We start from the raw sequence: 17,579 nt of genomic DNA, 5'->3' as shown, positions 1-17,579 counted from the left end.
CTTTTAATAAGGACATTATATGAAAAAGACAATTTTGGCGGCTTCAGTTATTTCTGTAGCTCTTTTAACTGGTTGTGTAGATAGCGGTTCAAGTGTAGATAATGCAGCTTTAGTTCCACCTGCAGCAGGTCCAGCTTTAGCACCTTTATCTGTGCCTACTTACCCACCTGTGGGTTATAATGCTAATCCTAGCCTTATGGCTTCAGCCCCTGTTGGCAATAGCGGCATTGTAGCACAGCCTACAACACCACCAGTAGCAGCTCCATCAGTGCAAACCGCATATCCAATGCAAGCAGGACCAGCAGTCCCACCATCACAATATGATTATAATCCAGCACCTCGCTATGATAGAGGTGATTATTCACGCAATACAAGAAGTGGTAGTGGTGGTTATGAGCAAGGCTTTGATAGATCAAATGCAAATAACTTTAGTGATATGAGAAAAGGGGCAAGCGATAGTGATATATCTGTTGGGATTCAAAACTCTCCATTACTAACACCAAATAATATTATTGAGATTCAAGCGGTTGGTATGGGTGTAGCTCCAGAATCTACGGTATCTCCAGCACAAGCCCTAGCATTAGCAAAGCGTGCAGCAATCGTAGATGCGTATAGGCAAATCGGTGAAAAAATGTATGGTATCAGAATCAACGCAAACGATACAATCCGTGATGCAATCGCACAAAACTCAACTATCAAAGGCAGAGTGCAAGCTTTAATTAAAAATGCAGAAATCACAGAAACAGCATATAAAGATGGCTTGTGTCAAGTAAATATGGAAGTAAAACTTGATGGTAGAATCTGGCATCGTGTTTTGAATAATGGTTAATTTTCACATAGAATGTGCTAATATTACAGAATGCAAAAAATAAAAAGGTTTAGAATGTGTAAATTGCAAAGCGGTTTTGCCTATATCGCTAAGGGTTTTAGTGTATGTATTTTGGGATTTTTTATAGCGGCGTGTTCGTGGAAAAGCGACAAAGAGCTTACTAATCCAAAGAATCCAGATGGCATTTATGACCCTATGATGAATGGTGGCAGTGCAAACGCACAAGCTGAAAATGTATTTACACCGCAAGAGCAAGAGCCACAAAACCTTATCACAAGCAATGTAAAGCTGCTTTACATTAATACCGCACCTTTCAAGTTTTATGACTATGGGAGGCTTAATACCTATAAAAGCGGACTTGTGAAGTTAGAGCTTTTTAAATACGCACAGACTATTGGCAGTATCCGCATTAAAGCAGGGAGAATGTGTGTGCTTACAGAATGCAGCTATAAATGGCCTATCTCTAAGAAGTTTTTTGGGAAAGTGAGCTATGGTGATTTATTTGAAGACATTCTATTTGGACGAGATATATTTGGCGGCAAAGGGAAGCAAGTAGGTCCCAATGGAGTTTCGGTGCAAAGATTCCAACAATCAGGTGAAATGATTTACTATGAAAGAAAGCCGGGCCACACTTTGTTTAAAAATATGTCCACAGGAGTAACCATTGGGGTTGATGACTATACACCTTTATCGCCAGATAATGGCGTGCAAAACACACTCAAACTCCCGCAATAATTTCTCTTTTGTTATGGAATCTCGTTTGTTGTGAGATTCTCTACTCATTTCTTAAACATATCTAAGGCTTAATAATGTTTGGAAACTTGGATTTTGCATACCATCTAAGTTGATGACACAGGGTTTTGGAGTGTAGTGCGTAGATTCTAGCTTCATATTGCATTAAGTCTCCAAACAAAACAAAATGTCTAAAAAGCCAATAATCCTAAAAATAGTTTGTTTTATTTATGGAATCTTGGATTTAATGGATTTATGGACTTTTAGATTCTGTAATGTATGGAATATAAGTTTTGTTTATTGTTATATTGAGCATTACGAAAAGGTGAAATATCATTTTTAGATTCCAAGCCTTTGGGTGGGTGCAGGGTTTAGGGTGCAATATAGCAATATTTTGATTCTATGCTAGATGTTTCGCTACGCTCAAAATGACAACCCAATGGTTTGGAATCTAAGGTTGTATCATATTTGCAAGTGTGGGCAAGAGCTTTGCTCGTGCGAGTGCGTAAGCATGAAATATCTTTTATAGAATCCAAAATAAATACAAAAACTACTAGAACGCATAAAACCTTATGTAAAGCAAAATATGTATAAAGATTTATAATTTAAAAAATATTTCTGTATGTTTTCTATTTATTTACTATTTGTTTTTTTTTTGTAGGGTTTCATTCTGCATTGATTGCAGAATATTTTACAAGGAGTTGTTATGGCAGATACAAAAGGTATCGCAGCAAATGCGATTGTCCAAAAAGCAGGGAAAAAGAAATCGCCTTTACTTGGGTTTTTCTTAAGTTTCTTTCTTGGATTTTGGGGTATAGATAGATTCTACAAAGGCGAGATAGGACTAGGTTTGCTTAAGCTTTTTACGCTTGGTGGGCTTGGGATTTGGTATGTTATTGATTGGTTTATTGTGCCTATGGGGATTAACTCAAATAATAAGCATATAGAATCACTTGAGCTTATGGCTGTGGCTACGGCTAATTCTTAATCTACTTTAAGAGCTTCCTAGCGAGTGTGAAAGTGGTGCGTTTATGTGGAAAATGCAGGAGAATTTGATTCTTCTACCATATCTTTGAAAGCTCTTTTGCAGGGTTTTCAAAGATATGTATAAGAGAGTGGGGGAATACACTTCATTAGCGTTTTCTTGTGCCTATTAGCATTATGATAAAGAATGCAAGGCAAGTAGATTCTATAAAGCAAAGCTTATAATAAGGCTAAATAGCAAATATAGTAAATTTTAAGCATTGAGTTTGACAGATATAAAAGAGATGAGAAAAGTATGAAAAAGTTTATATTGACATTATGGCTATGTGTATGTGTGGTTTATGGTGATGAGGCTGATAGTGAGTATTTTAAGAATAAGGCAGCATTTATTGAGAAAAATTTTGATTCTAAAATGGCTTTAGAAATACAAGAATTTGGGTTAAAGAGTGAGACTTCTAAGCTTTTATTTAAAGTGGCGTTGACCCCACTTTTATATGAAAGTGGATTAAAGGGAGGTGACTCAAATGGTGGCTGGGGAGAAATAGATTATAGACATTATTCTCAGGTTATTTTTTATGATAACCCTAATTTTTGGCTTGGATACGAAGAATTAGAAAAACGCGTAAAACAAGTCTGCGGGACTTTTATCACAGAAAAAAGAACAAAAGAAGTAAGAAAGAAAGATATCTTAGGGATGTCATACACTGCATATGAAGATTACACTGCTTATAAGCAAGACTATACTCCCACTGAGCAGAAATGTATCAAATCTCTTGCTACTTTAGAGCTAGAGATAAATAGAGATATAGTCAAATGGGAACTAGAGAGATGGAAACTAGAGGGAATGAAAACAGATGAAGATGATACATACAACAAAGAGCTTTATCAATTAGCAGATACACTATGGGAAAAGTTTAATAGATATGCTAAACTAGGCGTGATTAAAGACTATAATAAACCCGGAATGGATAGAATCACTAAAGGATTATTCTATATCTGGCTGGTAAGCGGTAAGTATCTTGATAATGATTTTGGTCTTCCTGCAGTGCCTAGCGTTGGTAATTTTTTATATTTTTATAATAAAGAGATAAGTCATTTTTCATTTCTCTATGAATCTATGGAAACAAATCTTAAAACGCTAGAAGAGCTACTAAAAGATAAAAAAGTCTATTTAAGTGCTAAAGAATACGAAGAGGCAGTAAAGAAACAACAAGAAGCAGATAAGCTTGAAAAGATTGAGTTGTTAAGAGAGTTTATATTTAAAAGTGGAGACATCGCATATAACGAAGACAAAGAGAAACTATCTCATTATTTTAATAAATGTATGAGTCTAAGTGATGATGGAGCAAAAAATGAAGCGACTTTATTGGGTGGAGAATATGCAGAACTTTTAGATAAAAAATATTATGAAGACAATGACTACAAGATAAGCGAAGAACCACTATACAAAAAACTAGTGCAATGTGTGAATGATGAGTTTGCTAGAATAGAAGCACAGAAGGCAGATGAACTTGCTAGAATAGAAGCATTAAAAGCATTTGTATTTAAAGACCAAGCATTTACAGATGATGACAAATTTGATAAATGTATGTCAGGTGGAGAATACGCAGAACTTTTAGATAAAAAATATTATGACTATGATGGCAACTCTTATACCACAAAAGCTGAAATAGAAAATACACCACTATATAAACAATTAGCATGGTGTGCCTTAAAAGAAACACTTGATAAGGAAGTATCATATAGACAAGAAAGAGTATTTGAAGAAAATTGGCGTTATCGCTCTCTTTATGGCATCGAGATTGAGCGTGTTGTTGATACAATTTTGATGAAAGAATGGGCTACAATGGAGAAAAAATATCCTTATACAGATTATGAAAGCACCATTAAAAACCCTTGGTATAAAGATGAAGCCAAGTTGCAAACTTTCATAAATGATGCAAATAAGGATATTGCACCCATATTTGAAAACCACATTAAGGAGTATGAACGATGTGATAAAAAAATGTTTAAAAGCGGCAGAAAAAAGTGCAAGGAAAAAGTGGATGCAAAAACACTCAAAAAGCTTGAAGTAAAACTAAACTAAGGAGCAAAACCATGGATACACAAGAATTGATTAAGCAATATGTTAAAATCGTAAGTGATACACACTTTGAGCGTGGAAAGCAAATCGTTTCAAAACGACTAAATATAACCGAAGAAGAAGCAGAGGCACTCTCACAAACCGATGAGTTTAAAGAGATTGGGGAGCTAAAAAGAAAGTTTGATGATAAAAAACGCCCAAATACTGAAAGCAATAAAGTAAAGCTTTTATTTGATGACTTTGAAGATTTTTATAATTGGCTTAAATCCCAATAAGGCTTGATTGTTTTTCACTTTAAAAATTCTAATACAAATCTTCACAAATACGCATACTTCAACCTAAGCCTAAAGCATGTGTATTAAGATTTATAACTCCCCTTTTTTTATCATCTTGCCATTAATCCAAATAACTTTAAATCTTTACTAGATTCTAGTTTCTTGTCATGTTGAGCATTACGAAAAGGCGAAATATCTTTTAATGATTCCATATTAGATGTTTCAGCACACGCCTCAACATGACAAGGATTAGAATCTAGTTTCTATAAAGTTTGCACTCTTACACCCTGCACCCACCCATTTGGATTAGAATCTAGATTCCAAACCATTGGGTTGTCATTTTGAGCGTAGCGAAAAATCTAGCATAGAATCTAAAAAGATTGATTTAGCTTAGTATGTATATAAGCCCTTTATTTGTAATACTAAAAATATATGCCTTTGCCTGTAAATATAAAAAAAACTTGAATGAAAATAATGAAGTAATAAAAAGTAGATTCTATTAAATAAAGAAAGTTACCAAGCCACCCCCAAATCCATTAAGATAAGGGGAGAGCAAGGAGGCGTAAAACTTGGAATTACTGCTTGCTATGAGCAGACAAACAAGTGTAAGACTAGCTTAAAAGTCTTAAAATGTTTTGTTGCACAGCGTTTGCTTGACTCATCGCATAGCTACCAGATTGTGCTAGGATATTAAGTTTATTAAAGTTTGCAGACTCTTGAGCGAAATCCACTTCTCTAATATTGCTTTCAGCTGCTTTAACATTTACTTGTGTTACAGAAATGTTATTCACAGTTGAAATCATTTGCCCTTGAACAGAACCTAAATCCGCACGGATTCTATCTAGAATCTTAGTCGCAGATTCAGCAATATCCATAACAACCATCGCACCACGCAAAGTAGTAACACCAGCACCAAGCTCTGCACCACCACTTGCAACAACTTTATTGAAATTCGCACCAGCAGCACTTTTAACATCTTTGTTAAATGCACCCATAGTATCACGCAAATTCACAACAGTTTTAGCAACATCTTTGTTGTCAAAACCTAAAGCCTTGTAAGTGTTTTTAGCATCAGTCCCAGACATTACGATAATATCTCTAGAATCTAGTCTGCTAAGAGATAATCGTCCATAGTTTTCAGAACCTTTACCTTCAAGCTTTTGACCACCATTCATAGATTTTACCGCTACTTCTGGCACTTTACCATTTTGACCTTTTTCGTTTTTACCAATAGAAAGTTTGATACCACGACCATCAACACTTCGCAATGTTAAACGACCTCTTTCATCAGTAAAAGCCTCAACGCCTGTTTGGTTTGTAGAAGCATTGAATGCTTGCACCAAACGACCATCAGAGTCACCAGCTTTAATGTCATTGATATCACCAAGCGTAATGCCATTAATAATAACATTTGACATTGTCCCTGATTTTACCGCTTCATCAGAAGTTGAGATAACATTTGCTACCGCACGGATGCCTGTTTTATCTGAACTTTTATTGATAACTTCAGCTAACACACCAATACCTGTGCCAACGCTTGTAGAGATTTTAACAGACTGCAACTTCACATCATTCACACCATCAACATTTTTGAAAACTGTGCTAACAGTGCCAGACGCTGTAATTAGCCCACCTGTCATAATCCTTACTTGCCCGATTTTATCACTTGTTGTTGCACCAATTGAAGCTTTAATAGATTCATTTGAATAGGCACCAACTTGGAATTCCTTATTTGTGAAAGAACCAGATAGCAACTTCTGACCATTGAAAGAAGTAGTATTTCCAATCATATCAAGACCTTGGATAAGGCGCACGATATCTGACTGAATAGCTCTTCTTGATTCAGTAGTTTGTCCATCTTGTGCTGCTTGTGTAGCTTTCACTTTCACAGTGTCAAGAATTTTAAGCTGCTCGTCCATCGCTTTATCAGCAATTTGGATAATCCCCATAGCATCATTTGTGTTTGCAATAGCCTGACCTAATGCACTCGCTTGACCTCTCAAGCTATCTGCAATGATCATACCAGACGCATCATCTGCTGCCTTGTTGATTCTCAAACCTGAACTTAACTTTTCCAAAGAATCTTTCAAACCTCTTTGGGTAACAACATTCTGCACATGCGCATTCAACGCATTAATATTAGTATTGACTTGAAAAGCCATTTTTCACTCCTTGTGATTAATATTGTAAAAATATCCCAAGCATCCTTGCTTGTTACTCTCATATCGACAGATTTTTAAAACTTTAAAGTATTTTTTTTACAGATTATGATTTATTTTATTGTGAAGGTTTGTCTCATGTATTCAAAAGATTAAAAAATAACTTGTATAACATGAGACTCTAGCAGCATATCGACTTGCAAACATTGTGAATATATTATAACAACTCACTATTCACAAGTTTTTCTAGCTGTTTTTGTTTAAAATCATCATTGCAAGAAGTAAAAATCATGTTTTTATTTTTCACTAAATTGTTTATTTTGCATCCGCCTGAGCATATATATTTTAGTTCGCAATCTTTGCATTTTTCTATATGTTCTATCGAAGTGTTGTTGTTGATTGTATTAAATTCCTTAATAATGTGTTTGGCACTTGCAGTATATGGGATATGATAAGAAGAGAAATAACTACAAGGATATATCTTGCCATCAGAATCTATTACAATACTCGTTCCTATCCCGCAATTTTTAAATCGTATGTTTTTAACTTTTGAAGATTCTACTGCAAAACCTAGCTTCCCTAGTTTTTTCATCAAATTAAAGACAACAATATTGGAATGTTGCATATCGTAATTTCTTAAGTCAAGCTCATGAAGTGCAGCACCAGACATTTCTATTTCATTATTCAGTCTTATCTGCATATTCTTATAATCAAGCATTTTTACAAAATCAACAAGATTTTCTTCAATATCCAACAATGTGTCTGGGAGAATGGTAACTGCTAAATAAAGAGGTATATTTTTAGCTTTAATAAGATTAATTGCCTGTAAGACTTTTTTGTAATTGCCATATCCTCTATTTTGCTCATATTTTTCCGCCGATATGCCTTCCATGCTAATTTGTATATTTGAAACCAAAGGTTGAAGTTTATCGATAATGGATTCATTAATTAAAATCCCATTAGTAAATAATGACACCTTATGACCACGCAATCCCTCAAGAAGTGAAAAAATATTTTTATGCAGTAATGGCTCGCCACCAGATATTGTTACTGATGTATAGCCATTTATTATTGTAATGTCTCTCACTTTTGCTAAGATATTTTCGATATCTATCTGTTGCTTTTCCACTCTTCCCGCATTTATAAAACAATGCTTACAACGCATATTGCAATCATTTATCACATTAATATGTATGGATTTTTGTATATTATCCATTATCTCTTCATTTTGAGTTCGTGCAAATCCTTCCCTATAAAAATTGTTATTAAAAATTTTCTCAAGCACACTCATTCTTATAGAATAAGGATCTTGTGCGTGTATATTTTTTCTGTAAATAGCAAGAGATTCTTCTATTGTATGTTCACACAAGATACGAAACATGTCGTATTCATCATCATCTAAAACTATCCAAGTGGGATACTCTGGGGCAATCAGTAGATTTTTATTTAAAACCTTCTTATGTATAAAATTAGGAAAATTAATTCTTTCTGTCTCCACAAGTTCAATAGTTTCTGCATCAATTGCTCTCATATTAATTATCCTAAAATTCAGCAGAACACGCTAACAATCCTGTCGCTTATGAGTAGTTCTACATTGGCTTCTCTGTCTAATAACACTAATATCATTTCTTGTTTTAGTCATCTTTAGCTTAATAACAATTTTCTTTTGCTGCATTTGCAATCCTTTATAAACGATTTGTTGAATAATACAAAAAAAAAAAAACAATTTGTCAAGGTTTTTTATGTAATTTGTCAATACACAACAATCATAGATATTTAAAATCAGTAGTATTTTTATGTTAAAACGAGTAGCTATAATTAAAGCAAATTAACTATAAATTTGCATGTTAATATCATTCATGGTATGCGAGTTGAGAATATTATCAAACCGACTTAGAATTCCTTGCTTACAATTAAATGTCTAGCAATTCCCTAACAATCTACTCCGGCGCACTGATATGTTTTTCGTTTAAAAGATTAAAAAGCTTATTTTGACTTTGAAATATTTCGTGTGTAGTCCAAGCAAAATGCGTGTGTTGCTTACCTAAAAAGACATTGTTTTCATCAAAGCTAAAATCTGTCTCTTTATTTGCTAAAAGATTCTCAATCATTAAGAATCTCTCCTGCAATACACGAATATCATTTGCATAAATCTCTTTCATATCCTTATCATAATCACTTGTTGAATAAATCTGTGCGATTTCATTTACCTTAATGATTAAAGATTCTAAAACATTGATTAAATCAAAGCCATACACAACGATTTGATTACTAGCCTCTGCCCTTTCACTCTTAGAATCTCTTAAATGATTTTTTAGCTCCTCGACATTATGCAAAAACTCTGCATATTTTGTTTGTATCATATTGCTATCAAGTGGCTTTATATCTTTATTAGATTCCATTACAAGTGTGCATATATCTTTGAGTAATTCCACTTGCTTTATAAGCAGGGGCTTTAAAAGATTATGTGCAAAACGCGGAAATACCACGCGAAACACAATCACAGCAAACACAACCCCAATGCCAATATCAACCAATCTATCAAGCACATATAACAAAAAGTCTTCATACATAATAGAATACATCATAACAAAAAGGCACATCATAAAACCAGACCATAGCCAAAATGGAAATACGCGTAAATACACCACTAAAAATACAAGCAAACCAAAAAGCAAATAAAACACATACGCATTTGAAAACACAGAGATTGCTACCCCAACCCCAATGCCAACAACAGCACTAAAAAAATACTCAAAACTCACCTTTTGCATACCGCCAATTGAAGGACGCACCACACTTACAACCCCCATGCTAATCCAAATCCCACGATTAATATGCAAAAGCGTAGCAAAGATAAGCGACATACCAATAGCAATAGAGTATTTCACACTGAATCTAAAAGTAATATTATTATAATCAAAGGCTTTAGGGATATTTTTGAAGCTCTTTTTTGCAGGTGGATTAAAGGCTGGGTCTGGATTCTTCCCCACACGACAAAAAGATTCCATTTTATAGTAGAGAATCCTTAAGATATTTTGCAGTGCTTTCTCAACCTCATTTGCATTTTCTATACTAAGGACTTTATCTACTTGTTGTCTTTCTATATTTGGGACTTTACCGCTAAAAATTTTACTTAGACTATTAAGATTTTCAATGATTTCATGTATCAGCAATGGATATTTTTTTGCGATTTTATAGTTTGGCAAAAGATTTATTATAAGATAAATATCTTCGATTCTATAAATATAAAATATCGCTCTTTTAATGTTTTTAATCATGTAGTTATCATTATAAAGACTTGATTTTGTATGCAAGGTTTGCTTAATATTGTGAATGAGCGAAAAAGTTAAGTCTTTATAGCGGTTAAATTCACTCTGTGAATTGAGATTTTTCACCATATTTTGCAAATGATTAAGCACAGCAGGATAATACACTTGCGTATATTTACCATAATTTCCCGGATTATTTAAAAGCAAAAAGCCTATAACAATGCCAATCATAGCCCCACTAAACACAACAAACATGCTTTGATAAATAGGCAAAATCACATGGGAATCCACATATACCGCTGCCACTAAAGAATTAACCACAACAGGGATAAACATACGATACAAATCAATAGAATGCGCCCTAGACATGCCGACACCAAAGCTTAAAAGCAGCACAGGCAGGGCAAGCCATAAAATATCTTGCAAGCTATGCTCCCCATTTAATGCCTTTTCTGCAAGTATGGTAAAAAAGCCAACAGCAATAGTAGAACACACTGCAAAGCCTAGTAAATGTGTCTTTCTATCAGCTTGCTGACTAAGTGTTGCATTGAGCAAAAATACTTGGATAGGTGTCATAGTAGCCCAGATTAAGACCTGCTGTCCAAAAAGCATATAATGTGTAAAAGCACTGATACTAATAGCTACCATAGCTTTTAGGGCATACATAAAGCTAAGATAGCCGGGATCATATATTTGCATGTATTTTTTTATGTAATTATGATAGAAATTCAACCCTTTTTCCTTTTTGAATAATGTTTTATTTTAATAGAGAATCTTATTATACTAATTTATCATTATGGCATACAAAGTGATTTAAAAGTGAAAAATGTATTGATAAAGGGAGTTTAATTGTGTTTTGTGATATATGCTTCAAGGCATTACTCACAAAATTTCAGGTTTACTGAATAGTCTAACTTGATATTACCCCAAACCTTGCATTTAAGCAAGGAATAAAGCTTGGATTTTTTGAATATTTATGTTTTTAGAATTTAAGCTTTGTGAAAGCTAAACCAGAGTTTGCATTACCAAAGCCATTGCTTACAAAACCACCGCCAACAGACCATACAAGGTTGCCACTGCTTAAAATGTTGTAGTTGATGATAGCAGAGAATTCTTTGTAATCGCCACCAGCATAAAGCACATCAAAATCAAGTGTTTCACCAAGTTTTAATCCTGTAAATACATACCATGTATCTACACCAGCATTTAAATAGCCACGATTTGCAAGTCCAGTGCCATTATATCCATTCATAGGATAGAGATATTGTCCATAGAATCTTGTCCTATCAACAAGCGTTGTGCCATTCAAGCTAAGATTACCAATGCTTAAATAACCACCACCAAGCTTAATCATATCAACAAAAAGCAACTCTTCATCAACTTGCCACATGAAGCCATTTGCACCACTAGCAAAGAAATGCGACCATAAACCACGAAGTGTCGTAGTAGATTTTACCGCACCCAAATCAAAATCAAAGATAGCACGCGCTCCAGCCTGCAATACATCGTGATTGCCTACTTTTGACCAGTATTGTGCGTAAGGGCTAAGGCTTACATGCTCACCAAATTTGAAATCCAAACCGAGTGCGAATAACTCATTGTTGAATCCAAAGTTATTCCAGCTTGATGGATATTTACCAAAACCAGAAATATCCATACCATAGCGTCCATCAGCACCAGATTTTAGACTAGCGCTTGCATTGTATCCATCGCGTAACCAGTCATTAACCCATGTTCCCCAGATTCCAAAATATTGAGATTGATACGCAAGGGCAAAACCTTGATTATGTCCGCCAATCCACTCTGCTGTCGCTAGAATCTTACTTGCATTATATCGACCGAGTGCAAAATCTAGCCCAGAGCCTTGATAGCCCACATAAAGATCAGAGAGATCCACATAAGGACTTGCAAAAAGCTTACCGCCATGACCAACAAATGCGTTATTTGTAAAATCACCACCAGCACCAATTGTAAGTGGTGCATAACCTGCCATAGCACCAAGACCAAGCTTAAATCCGCTAAAGTTAAAATCTACGCCCACCTGTCCTACAACGCCAACATATCCTGTAAGGCTTTGACCAGCTAATGTATTTGCATCACCAAAGCCAAAGTTACCCATAACGCCCACTTTACCAAAAGGTGTTACCTCAACTGCTTGAGCTGCACTTACCAAAAGTCCTGCTAAAACAACCGAACCCATTATTTTTTTTGTCATCTTTTATCCTTTATTAACAATTTGTGCTTATCCGCATAGTTATGCAACAAAAACACTGACGAGTATATCGACTATTTTTTATTAACTTTAGCATTATCTTGTTATTAAGCATAATTAGGGACAGATTGCATGCTTAGATTCTAGAATTCGTTATATAATAGCACTTTATAAACTCACTTTATAGGTGTTATTTTGCGTAACCTTTTCATATCATTCATTTTTGTATTCTGCAATCTCTTAAATGCAACACAAACAAATCTCAATGAAAAAGAGCTTATATATGCGTGCCTAGATAGTGATAAAGAGGCTTGTTTAAGGCTTATTGATGAAGAGCTGCCAAGCATAGATGAATGTAATGAAGAGAGAAGTTGTATTTTAATCGCACATATTTATATGAATGCTAGCCTGCATGAATACGCAATCCCTTATCTAAAAAAGTCTTGCTATGCTAATGTGATTGAAGCGTGCTTTGAGAGTGCATTGAACTATGAGATATTAGAAAACTACACACAAGCATATAATACATATAAACAAAGTTGTGATAAAGGCTTTATGCCAAGTTGCTATAATCTTGCTATGCTTTATGTGAATGGCTTAGGTGTGAAAGCGGATATAAAAAAGGCGAATAGAATCTTTTTTGAAGCGTGTGCTAATAATGAAGAGCAGTCTTGCTATAACCTTGCAATTTCATATAAAGAAGGCATAGGACTAAAGGCTGATAGACTAAAGGCAAAAAAGTTTTTTAAAAAAGCATGTGATTTGGGCATGGAGCTTGGCTGCAAGGAATACAAAATCATTAATGCGGCTGATTTTTCAATAACAATAAAAGATCATTTAAAGCAGCAGGAATAAGATTTTATTATTTAACGATAAGTCGTTGCAAAAGGATAGCTATTTACTTCTTTTATACGCTTTTTAAGCCTTAGAATCTTTAAGTATATTTCTAGCTCTTTTATTGTGGCATTCTCTAAAATCCGCATATTTCCTGCATGTATGAGGGTGGAATAATGATTTTTCTTATCCCAAAACTCTTTTTTTGTTTCTTCTGTGGCAAACATATCAAATACAGATAGAATCCTGCCCATTTCCATATCTCTCATAAGCAAGGCTTGTAAAATTGCATTACTTTCAATGCCATATTCAAGCACTTGTAAATCTTTAAAATAGGGTAGAGATATGAAGTTTAAAAAACCATTCTCCCCTTTTACACGCAAGATTCTAAGAAAATGGGCGGTTATCTCATGCTTTCGTATCGCACTATCAAATGAGACTAAAAACTGCAAGGTTGAATACAGCATGTCGCCCCTTGTGCTTTCTAGCCCTTGCAATAAAACATTAATTGCCCTTGTATGAAGTCCTGCCATCATCAAATTGCTATACGCCATTAAAAAATCATTTTCATTCTTCGTTATTAAGGCTTGACATAAAAACGCCTCGCCAAGCAAAGCATAAGAAGATTCAAGCGCCCCACCTTCAATCATAAGTAGCCTTTGCATAGGGGCTTTTTTATCACGATAATAATCAAATCCGCTAAAATCCCGCACTCTCTCACACCTATCGCACTGCTTACTAAAATACAGCTGCATAGCAAGTAGTAGCGATGGTGTATTCTTATATCTCACAGATTCTATAAGCAAGTCTTGTGTGAGTTTTGATATATCCATATCCGTGCGATTTATCTCAAGCAAAGCATTGTAATATTCATAAAATGTTTTTGGATAGTTTAGCTTTATGGAATCTTTTTCTTTTTGTGTTAAAGCACATTTTAGCATGCCTTTTTTGATATTTTTAGGTGTGATTTGCATACTTGCAAGCGTGTTTATTTCTTGCAACAAGGCTTGTTTTTGTGCTATTTTAGAATCTTGTGTTGAAATATTATTGGCAAAAAGATAAGTGCTAAGATAATAAAAACACAAAAGCAATAAAGGCATATTCCGCATGATTTTCTTTCAAAATGAATTACTTTCATTATAGCAAAAAGTTTAGAGATTCTGTGGTTATATTATAGGGAAGTTTAAATCATTTGCAGTTGTCTTATAATACTTAAAATAATAACAATTTGTATAATTTTAAGTATATATTAATATAATAATAGGAATAATTCCTTTTTTGAATTAAAAATAAAGGGATTGTTATGAAAGATTCTATAAATAAGTGTTATATAATAGTTTTAGCTATGGTGTATCTCACACACGCAGAAGAGAGTAAAAATACACTTTCACAAGATCAAACTTCACAAGGCACAAAAGAAGTTACACATAGGCTCAATGCCGTTGTTACAACGAATACTAAGTTAAAAACCTATCAGAGTGGATCAAGGCTTAATAAAAGTGTTCTGGATTCTAATCCTAGTGGCAATGGTGATATAACCTCGATATTAAAGATACTGCCTAATGTGCAATTTGATAACGCACAGCTAAAATCTACCACACCCGGTGAGATTGACCCGGCAAATATCAGCATTAGCGGTGGGCTTTTCTATCAAAATAACTTTCAGCTAGATGGCTTTAATATGAATAACGACTTAGATCCTGCAGGCTCACAAGGTAGCAATCCAGTCGCAGCCAATGCTCTTCCGGGTAGAAGTCAAGGATTAAACATTGATACAAGCCTTTTAGAATCTATTCAAGTGCAAGATTCTAATATCTCGGCTGCTTATGGTGGCTTCACGGGCGGTGTTGTGGAGGCAAATACAAAAAGACCTATAAAGAAATTTGGCGCAAATATTAGCTATCAAATCTCACAGGGAAATGCCGCTAATGATAAATTTTCACTGACAAATTATCATATCTATGAGAGTAACTCACAAAGTTATGAAAATTTTCTTAACTCAACTTCAGCAAGCGCGCAGCCTAATTTCATAAAACATGCAATCCGCTCAAGTATAGAATCTAAGTTTAACGATAATGCTGGAGTGATTGCAAGTTTTACCACTATGCAAAGTTTTATCCCATTGAATGCTTATACATCAAGTCAAAATGGCACGACCACAGATAGCGCGATGAAAACGCAAAAGCGACAAAGTTATAACTTTTTTATAAAAGGCTATTATGACATTGGAGAAAATATACAAATAGAGAGTAGCTATGCATATGCACCACAATATAATGAATATTTTATTGTGAATACGAGAGATTCTGATTTTTACTTGCAAAGTGGCGGACATCAGCTAGGAGTAAAGACAACTTATCAAAATGAATTAGGCATATTAAACGCACAAAGTAGCTTTAACTATATGGAAAACTCTCGCAGTGGCAGTGAGCAGCACATGAGAGGCTGGAGATATAGCAGTGATAAAAATTGGAATCCAAATGGCAATCAGTCAGAGGGCAGTTATGGTAATGTCGAGACTTCGCAGACAAAGCTTGACTTAAGGGTTACACAGCAGTTTGAGCCGCTTAGTCTAAGCTTTTGGGAGAATGTCTTTAATGTCGGTATGGATTTAGGCTATACTTATGCATTGTATGAGAGAGCAGAAGATACGCTATTTAGCGGTTCTGCTTTTACAAGACCTCTAAAACCAAATGAAATATGTAATGAAACTTTTTGGTGTTCTAATGGCATTGTAGATACAAGTAAGATTCCAACAAATCAACGACCAACATGGAATGACAATAACGGACAATACATGTATAAGGCTACACTCTATAAAGCTGGAAATATTAATCTATCCAATGTCAATACGGCAATGTTTGTGGAAGATTCTATGAAGTTTGATTTTAAATCTTATGGTGATTTGCTTGTGCGTTTTGGTATAAGGCTTGATTATGATACCTATATGAATAAAGCCCCGATAGCCCCACGGCTTAGTGTAGCTTATATCGCCCCATGGAATCACGAACTGAAAGATTTTGCAACAACGATTAACTTTGGAGCAAATCGCTATTATGGCAGAAATCTTTTTACCTATGTCCTAATGGATGGACGATCAAGCTTAGAATATACCCTTGAGCGTAAAGACCACTTGCAATCATGGGAAAATGCAAGCGCAACACAAAATAAAAATGATACAAACTTTTCACAGATAAAAGTCCCTTATGCTGATGAGATTATGGCTGGAATCTCACAGCAAATCTATATGTTTAATTTGAGTGCGAAATATATCCATAGATTTGGACGAGATGAGATAAGAAGGGCTTGTAAAGATTCAAGTGGAAATATAAGCACACGCAATTGTAGTAGTAATGTCAATAAAGATTTGCGTTATGTCTATACAAATGATGGAAAAAGTGATACTGATGTTGTAAGCATTAGTTTGCAAAATAATAAAGCGATTGATACATTTGGTATCAAGCATTATTATCTATTTGCGTTTGACTGGACTGGAGTCTATCGTAATTATGCTGATTATACAGACATTTTAACCAATGGGGAATTAGCAAATCAATGGATAAGCTATGATGGAGTGCTTATGCGTTATGCTGATAGACCTGCAGAAAACTTTGTGCGTCCTTATACTTTGCGACTGAATCTTACACATACTTATGCTTTCTCACGCTATAAATTTTTATGGAACAATTTCTTCCGCTATCGTGCGGGATATAATACAATGGCAAGTGTTACTAAAGAAGAGAATAAAGATAGCTTTGTAATCGATGGGGTTTTAACAAAAGTAGATACCTTTAAAGCCTTTATGATACCGGGAGCATTTACTTGGGATATGCGTTTAGGTGTGGAATTTAACATGGGAAAAGGCAATATAGCCTATGTGAATCTCGATATTTTAAATGTGCTAGATTCTAAAAATATTGCTATCGCAAGTGCTAGTTTCTCCGCTACCGCTGGGACTACCGCCGTGCCTGTTTATGAAGTAGGACGACAATTTTATATACAAGGGGGATATAGGTTTTAAGGTTTGGTTTTATGTTTGATTCTATGCAACAGCTTTATATAAACATGCTATAAAAGATTCATAGAAAACATAGGGTAAAACTAATGTGTGATTGTTGCATTTATGGGATTGCATATAGTTGATATGTAGCTTAGTGTATAAACTACATATGGAGATTATTTACTGCTATGTTTGCACT

Annotated in this window: 13 protein-coding genes; 7 read left to right on the top strand and 6 right to left on the bottom strand. The window is 34.6% G+C overall.

Annotated features, from left to right (window positions below; all coding sequences use genetic code 11):
* Positions 1-19 precede the first annotated feature (19 nt).
* Together C6H17_RS12780 and C6H17_RS02820 are read left to right on the top strand one after the other, a co-directional pair.
* Entirely contained in the window at positions 20-829 is an 810-nt protein-coding gene (locus tag C6H17_RS12780) for an LPP20 family lipoprotein (protein WP_004085965.1), read from the top strand.
* 54 nt (positions 830-883) lie between these two features.
* Positions 884-1,564 (top strand): hypothetical protein, encoded by a 681-nt coding sequence (locus tag C6H17_RS02820; RefSeq protein WP_005217292.1) that lies wholly within the window; start codon positions 884-886, stop codon positions 1,562-1,564.
* Positions 1,565-1,932: 368 nt separating this feature from the next.
* On the opposite strand, the gene C6H17_RS12090 is transcribed toward C6H17_RS02820, so the two are convergent.
* Positions 1,933-2,097: a hypothetical protein gene (locus tag C6H17_RS12090; RefSeq protein WP_155243494.1), complete on the bottom strand. Its 165-nt coding sequence runs from the start codon at positions 2,095-2,097 to the stop codon at positions 1,933-1,935.
* Between the two features lie 170 nt (positions 2,098-2,267).
* On the opposite strand from C6H17_RS12090, the gene C6H17_RS02815 reads away from it, so the two are divergent.
* The 3 genes from C6H17_RS02815 to C6H17_RS02805 all read left to right on the top strand — a co-directional run bounded on the left by C6H17_RS02815 (position 2,268) and on the right by C6H17_RS02805 (position 4,903).
* Positions 2,268-2,549: a TM2 domain-containing protein gene (locus tag C6H17_RS02815; RefSeq protein WP_020995377.1), complete on the top strand. Its 282-nt coding sequence runs from the start codon at positions 2,268-2,270 to the stop codon at positions 2,547-2,549.
* 291 nt (positions 2,550-2,840) lie between these two features.
* The gene (locus C6H17_RS02810; RefSeq protein WP_005217295.1) at positions 2,841-4,631 is read left to right on the top strand and encodes a hypothetical protein; all 1,791 of its coding nucleotides are present in this window, start codon (positions 2,841-2,843) and stop codon (positions 4,629-4,631) included.
* Between the two features lie 11 nt (positions 4,632-4,642).
* A complete protein-coding gene (locus tag C6H17_RS02805; RefSeq protein ID WP_005217297.1) occupies positions 4,643-4,903 on the top strand; it encodes a hypothetical protein in 261 nt (86 codons plus the stop codon).
* Between the two features lie 611 nt (positions 4,904-5,514).
* On the opposite strand, the gene C6H17_RS02795 is transcribed toward C6H17_RS02805, so the two are convergent.
* The 4 genes from C6H17_RS02795 to C6H17_RS02780 all read right to left on the bottom strand — a co-directional run bounded on the left by C6H17_RS02795 (position 5,515) and on the right by C6H17_RS02780 (position 12,549).
* A complete protein-coding gene (locus tag C6H17_RS02795) occupies positions 5,515-7,065 on the bottom strand; it encodes a flagellin A (RefSeq protein WP_005217299.1) in 1,551 nt (516 codons plus the stop codon).
* Between the two features lie 214 nt (positions 7,066-7,279).
* Positions 7,280-8,593 (bottom strand): radical SAM/SPASM domain-containing protein, encoded by a 1,314-nt coding sequence (locus C6H17_RS02790; protein ID WP_005217301.1) that lies wholly within the window; start codon positions 8,591-8,593, stop codon positions 7,280-7,282.
* A gap of 409 nt (positions 8,594-9,002) precedes the next feature.
* Positions 9,003-11,033, bottom strand: a complete 2,031-nt coding sequence (locus tag C6H17_RS02785) for an FUSC family protein (protein ID WP_223808302.1) — start codon at positions 11,031-11,033, stop codon at positions 9,003-9,005.
* A gap of 283 nt (positions 11,034-11,316) precedes the next feature.
* On the bottom strand, positions 11,317-12,549 hold the full coding sequence (locus tag C6H17_RS02780; RefSeq protein WP_005217306.1) for a hypothetical protein: 1,233 nt from the start codon (positions 12,547-12,549) through the stop codon (positions 11,317-11,319).
* A 192-nt stretch (positions 12,550-12,741) separates the two neighbouring features.
* Between C6H17_RS02780 and C6H17_RS02775 the strand changes: the two genes are divergently transcribed.
* Positions 12,742-13,401 carry a tetratricopeptide repeat protein gene (locus C6H17_RS02775; RefSeq protein WP_005217308.1) on the top strand — a complete coding sequence of 220 codons (660 nt, stop codon included), beginning with the start codon at positions 12,742-12,744 and terminating at the stop codon, positions 13,399-13,401.
* Positions 13,402-13,412: 11 nt separating this feature from the next.
* Here the strand turns inward: C6H17_RS02775 and C6H17_RS02770 are convergent, their stop codons facing one another.
* The gene (locus tag C6H17_RS02770; protein WP_223808303.1) at positions 13,413-14,489 is read right to left on the bottom strand and encodes a hypothetical protein; all 1,077 of its coding nucleotides are present in this window, start codon (positions 14,487-14,489) and stop codon (positions 13,413-13,415) included.
* 194 nt (positions 14,490-14,683) lie between these two features.
* Between C6H17_RS02770 and C6H17_RS02765 the strand changes: the two genes are divergently transcribed.
* Positions 14,684-17,401 carry a TonB-dependent receptor plug domain-containing protein gene (locus C6H17_RS02765; protein WP_005217315.1) on the top strand — a complete coding sequence of 906 codons (2,718 nt, stop codon included), beginning with the start codon at positions 14,684-14,686 and terminating at the stop codon, positions 17,399-17,401.
* Positions 17,402-17,579 lie beyond the last annotated feature (178 nt).

Origin of the sequence: Helicobacter rappini (assembly GCF_900198625.1) — a bacterium.
Lineage (GTDB): Bacteria > Campylobacterota > Campylobacteria > Campylobacterales > Helicobacteraceae > Helicobacter_A > Helicobacter_A rappini.
Note: the sequence above shows the minus strand (reverse complement) of the source record. Positions and strands in the feature narration are given on the sequence as shown.

Coding starts and splice junctions, on each gene's coding strand:
- C6H17_RS12780 (WP_004085965.1), top strand. CDS start 20: ATGAAAAAGACAATTTTGGCGGCTTCAGTTATTTCTGTAGCTCTTTTA.
- C6H17_RS02820 (WP_005217292.1), top strand. CDS start 884: ATGTGTAAATTGCAAAGCGGTTTTGCCTATATCGCTAAGGGTTTTAGT.
- C6H17_RS02815 (WP_020995377.1), top strand. CDS start 2,268: ATGGCAGATACAAAAGGTATCGCAGCAAATGCGATTGTCCAAAAAGCA.
- C6H17_RS02810 (WP_005217295.1), top strand. CDS start 2,841: ATGAAAAAGTTTATATTGACATTATGGCTATGTGTATGTGTGGTTTAT.
- C6H17_RS02805 (WP_005217297.1), top strand. CDS start 4,643: ATGGATACACAAGAATTGATTAAGCAATATGTTAAAATCGTAAGTGAT.
- C6H17_RS02795 (WP_005217299.1), bottom strand. CDS start 7,065: ATGGCTTTTCAAGTCAATACTAATATTAATGCGTTGAATGCGCATGTG.
- C6H17_RS02790 (WP_005217301.1), bottom strand. CDS start 8,593: ATGAGAGCAATTGATGCAGAAACTATTGAACTTGTGGAGACAGAAAGA.
- C6H17_RS02785 (WP_223808302.1), bottom strand. CDS start 11,033: ATGCAAATATATGATCCCGGCTATCTTAGCTTTATGTATGCCCTAAAA.
- C6H17_RS02780 (WP_005217306.1), bottom strand. CDS start 12,549: ATGACAAAAAAAATAATGGGTTCGGTTGTTTTAGCAGGACTTTTGGTA.
- C6H17_RS02770 (WP_223808303.1), bottom strand. CDS start 14,489: ATGCGGAATATGCCTTTATTGCTTTTGTGTTTTTATTATCTTAGCACT.
- C6H17_RS02765 (WP_005217315.1), top strand. CDS start 14,684: ATGAAAGATTCTATAAATAAGTGTTATATAATAGTTTTAGCTATGGTG.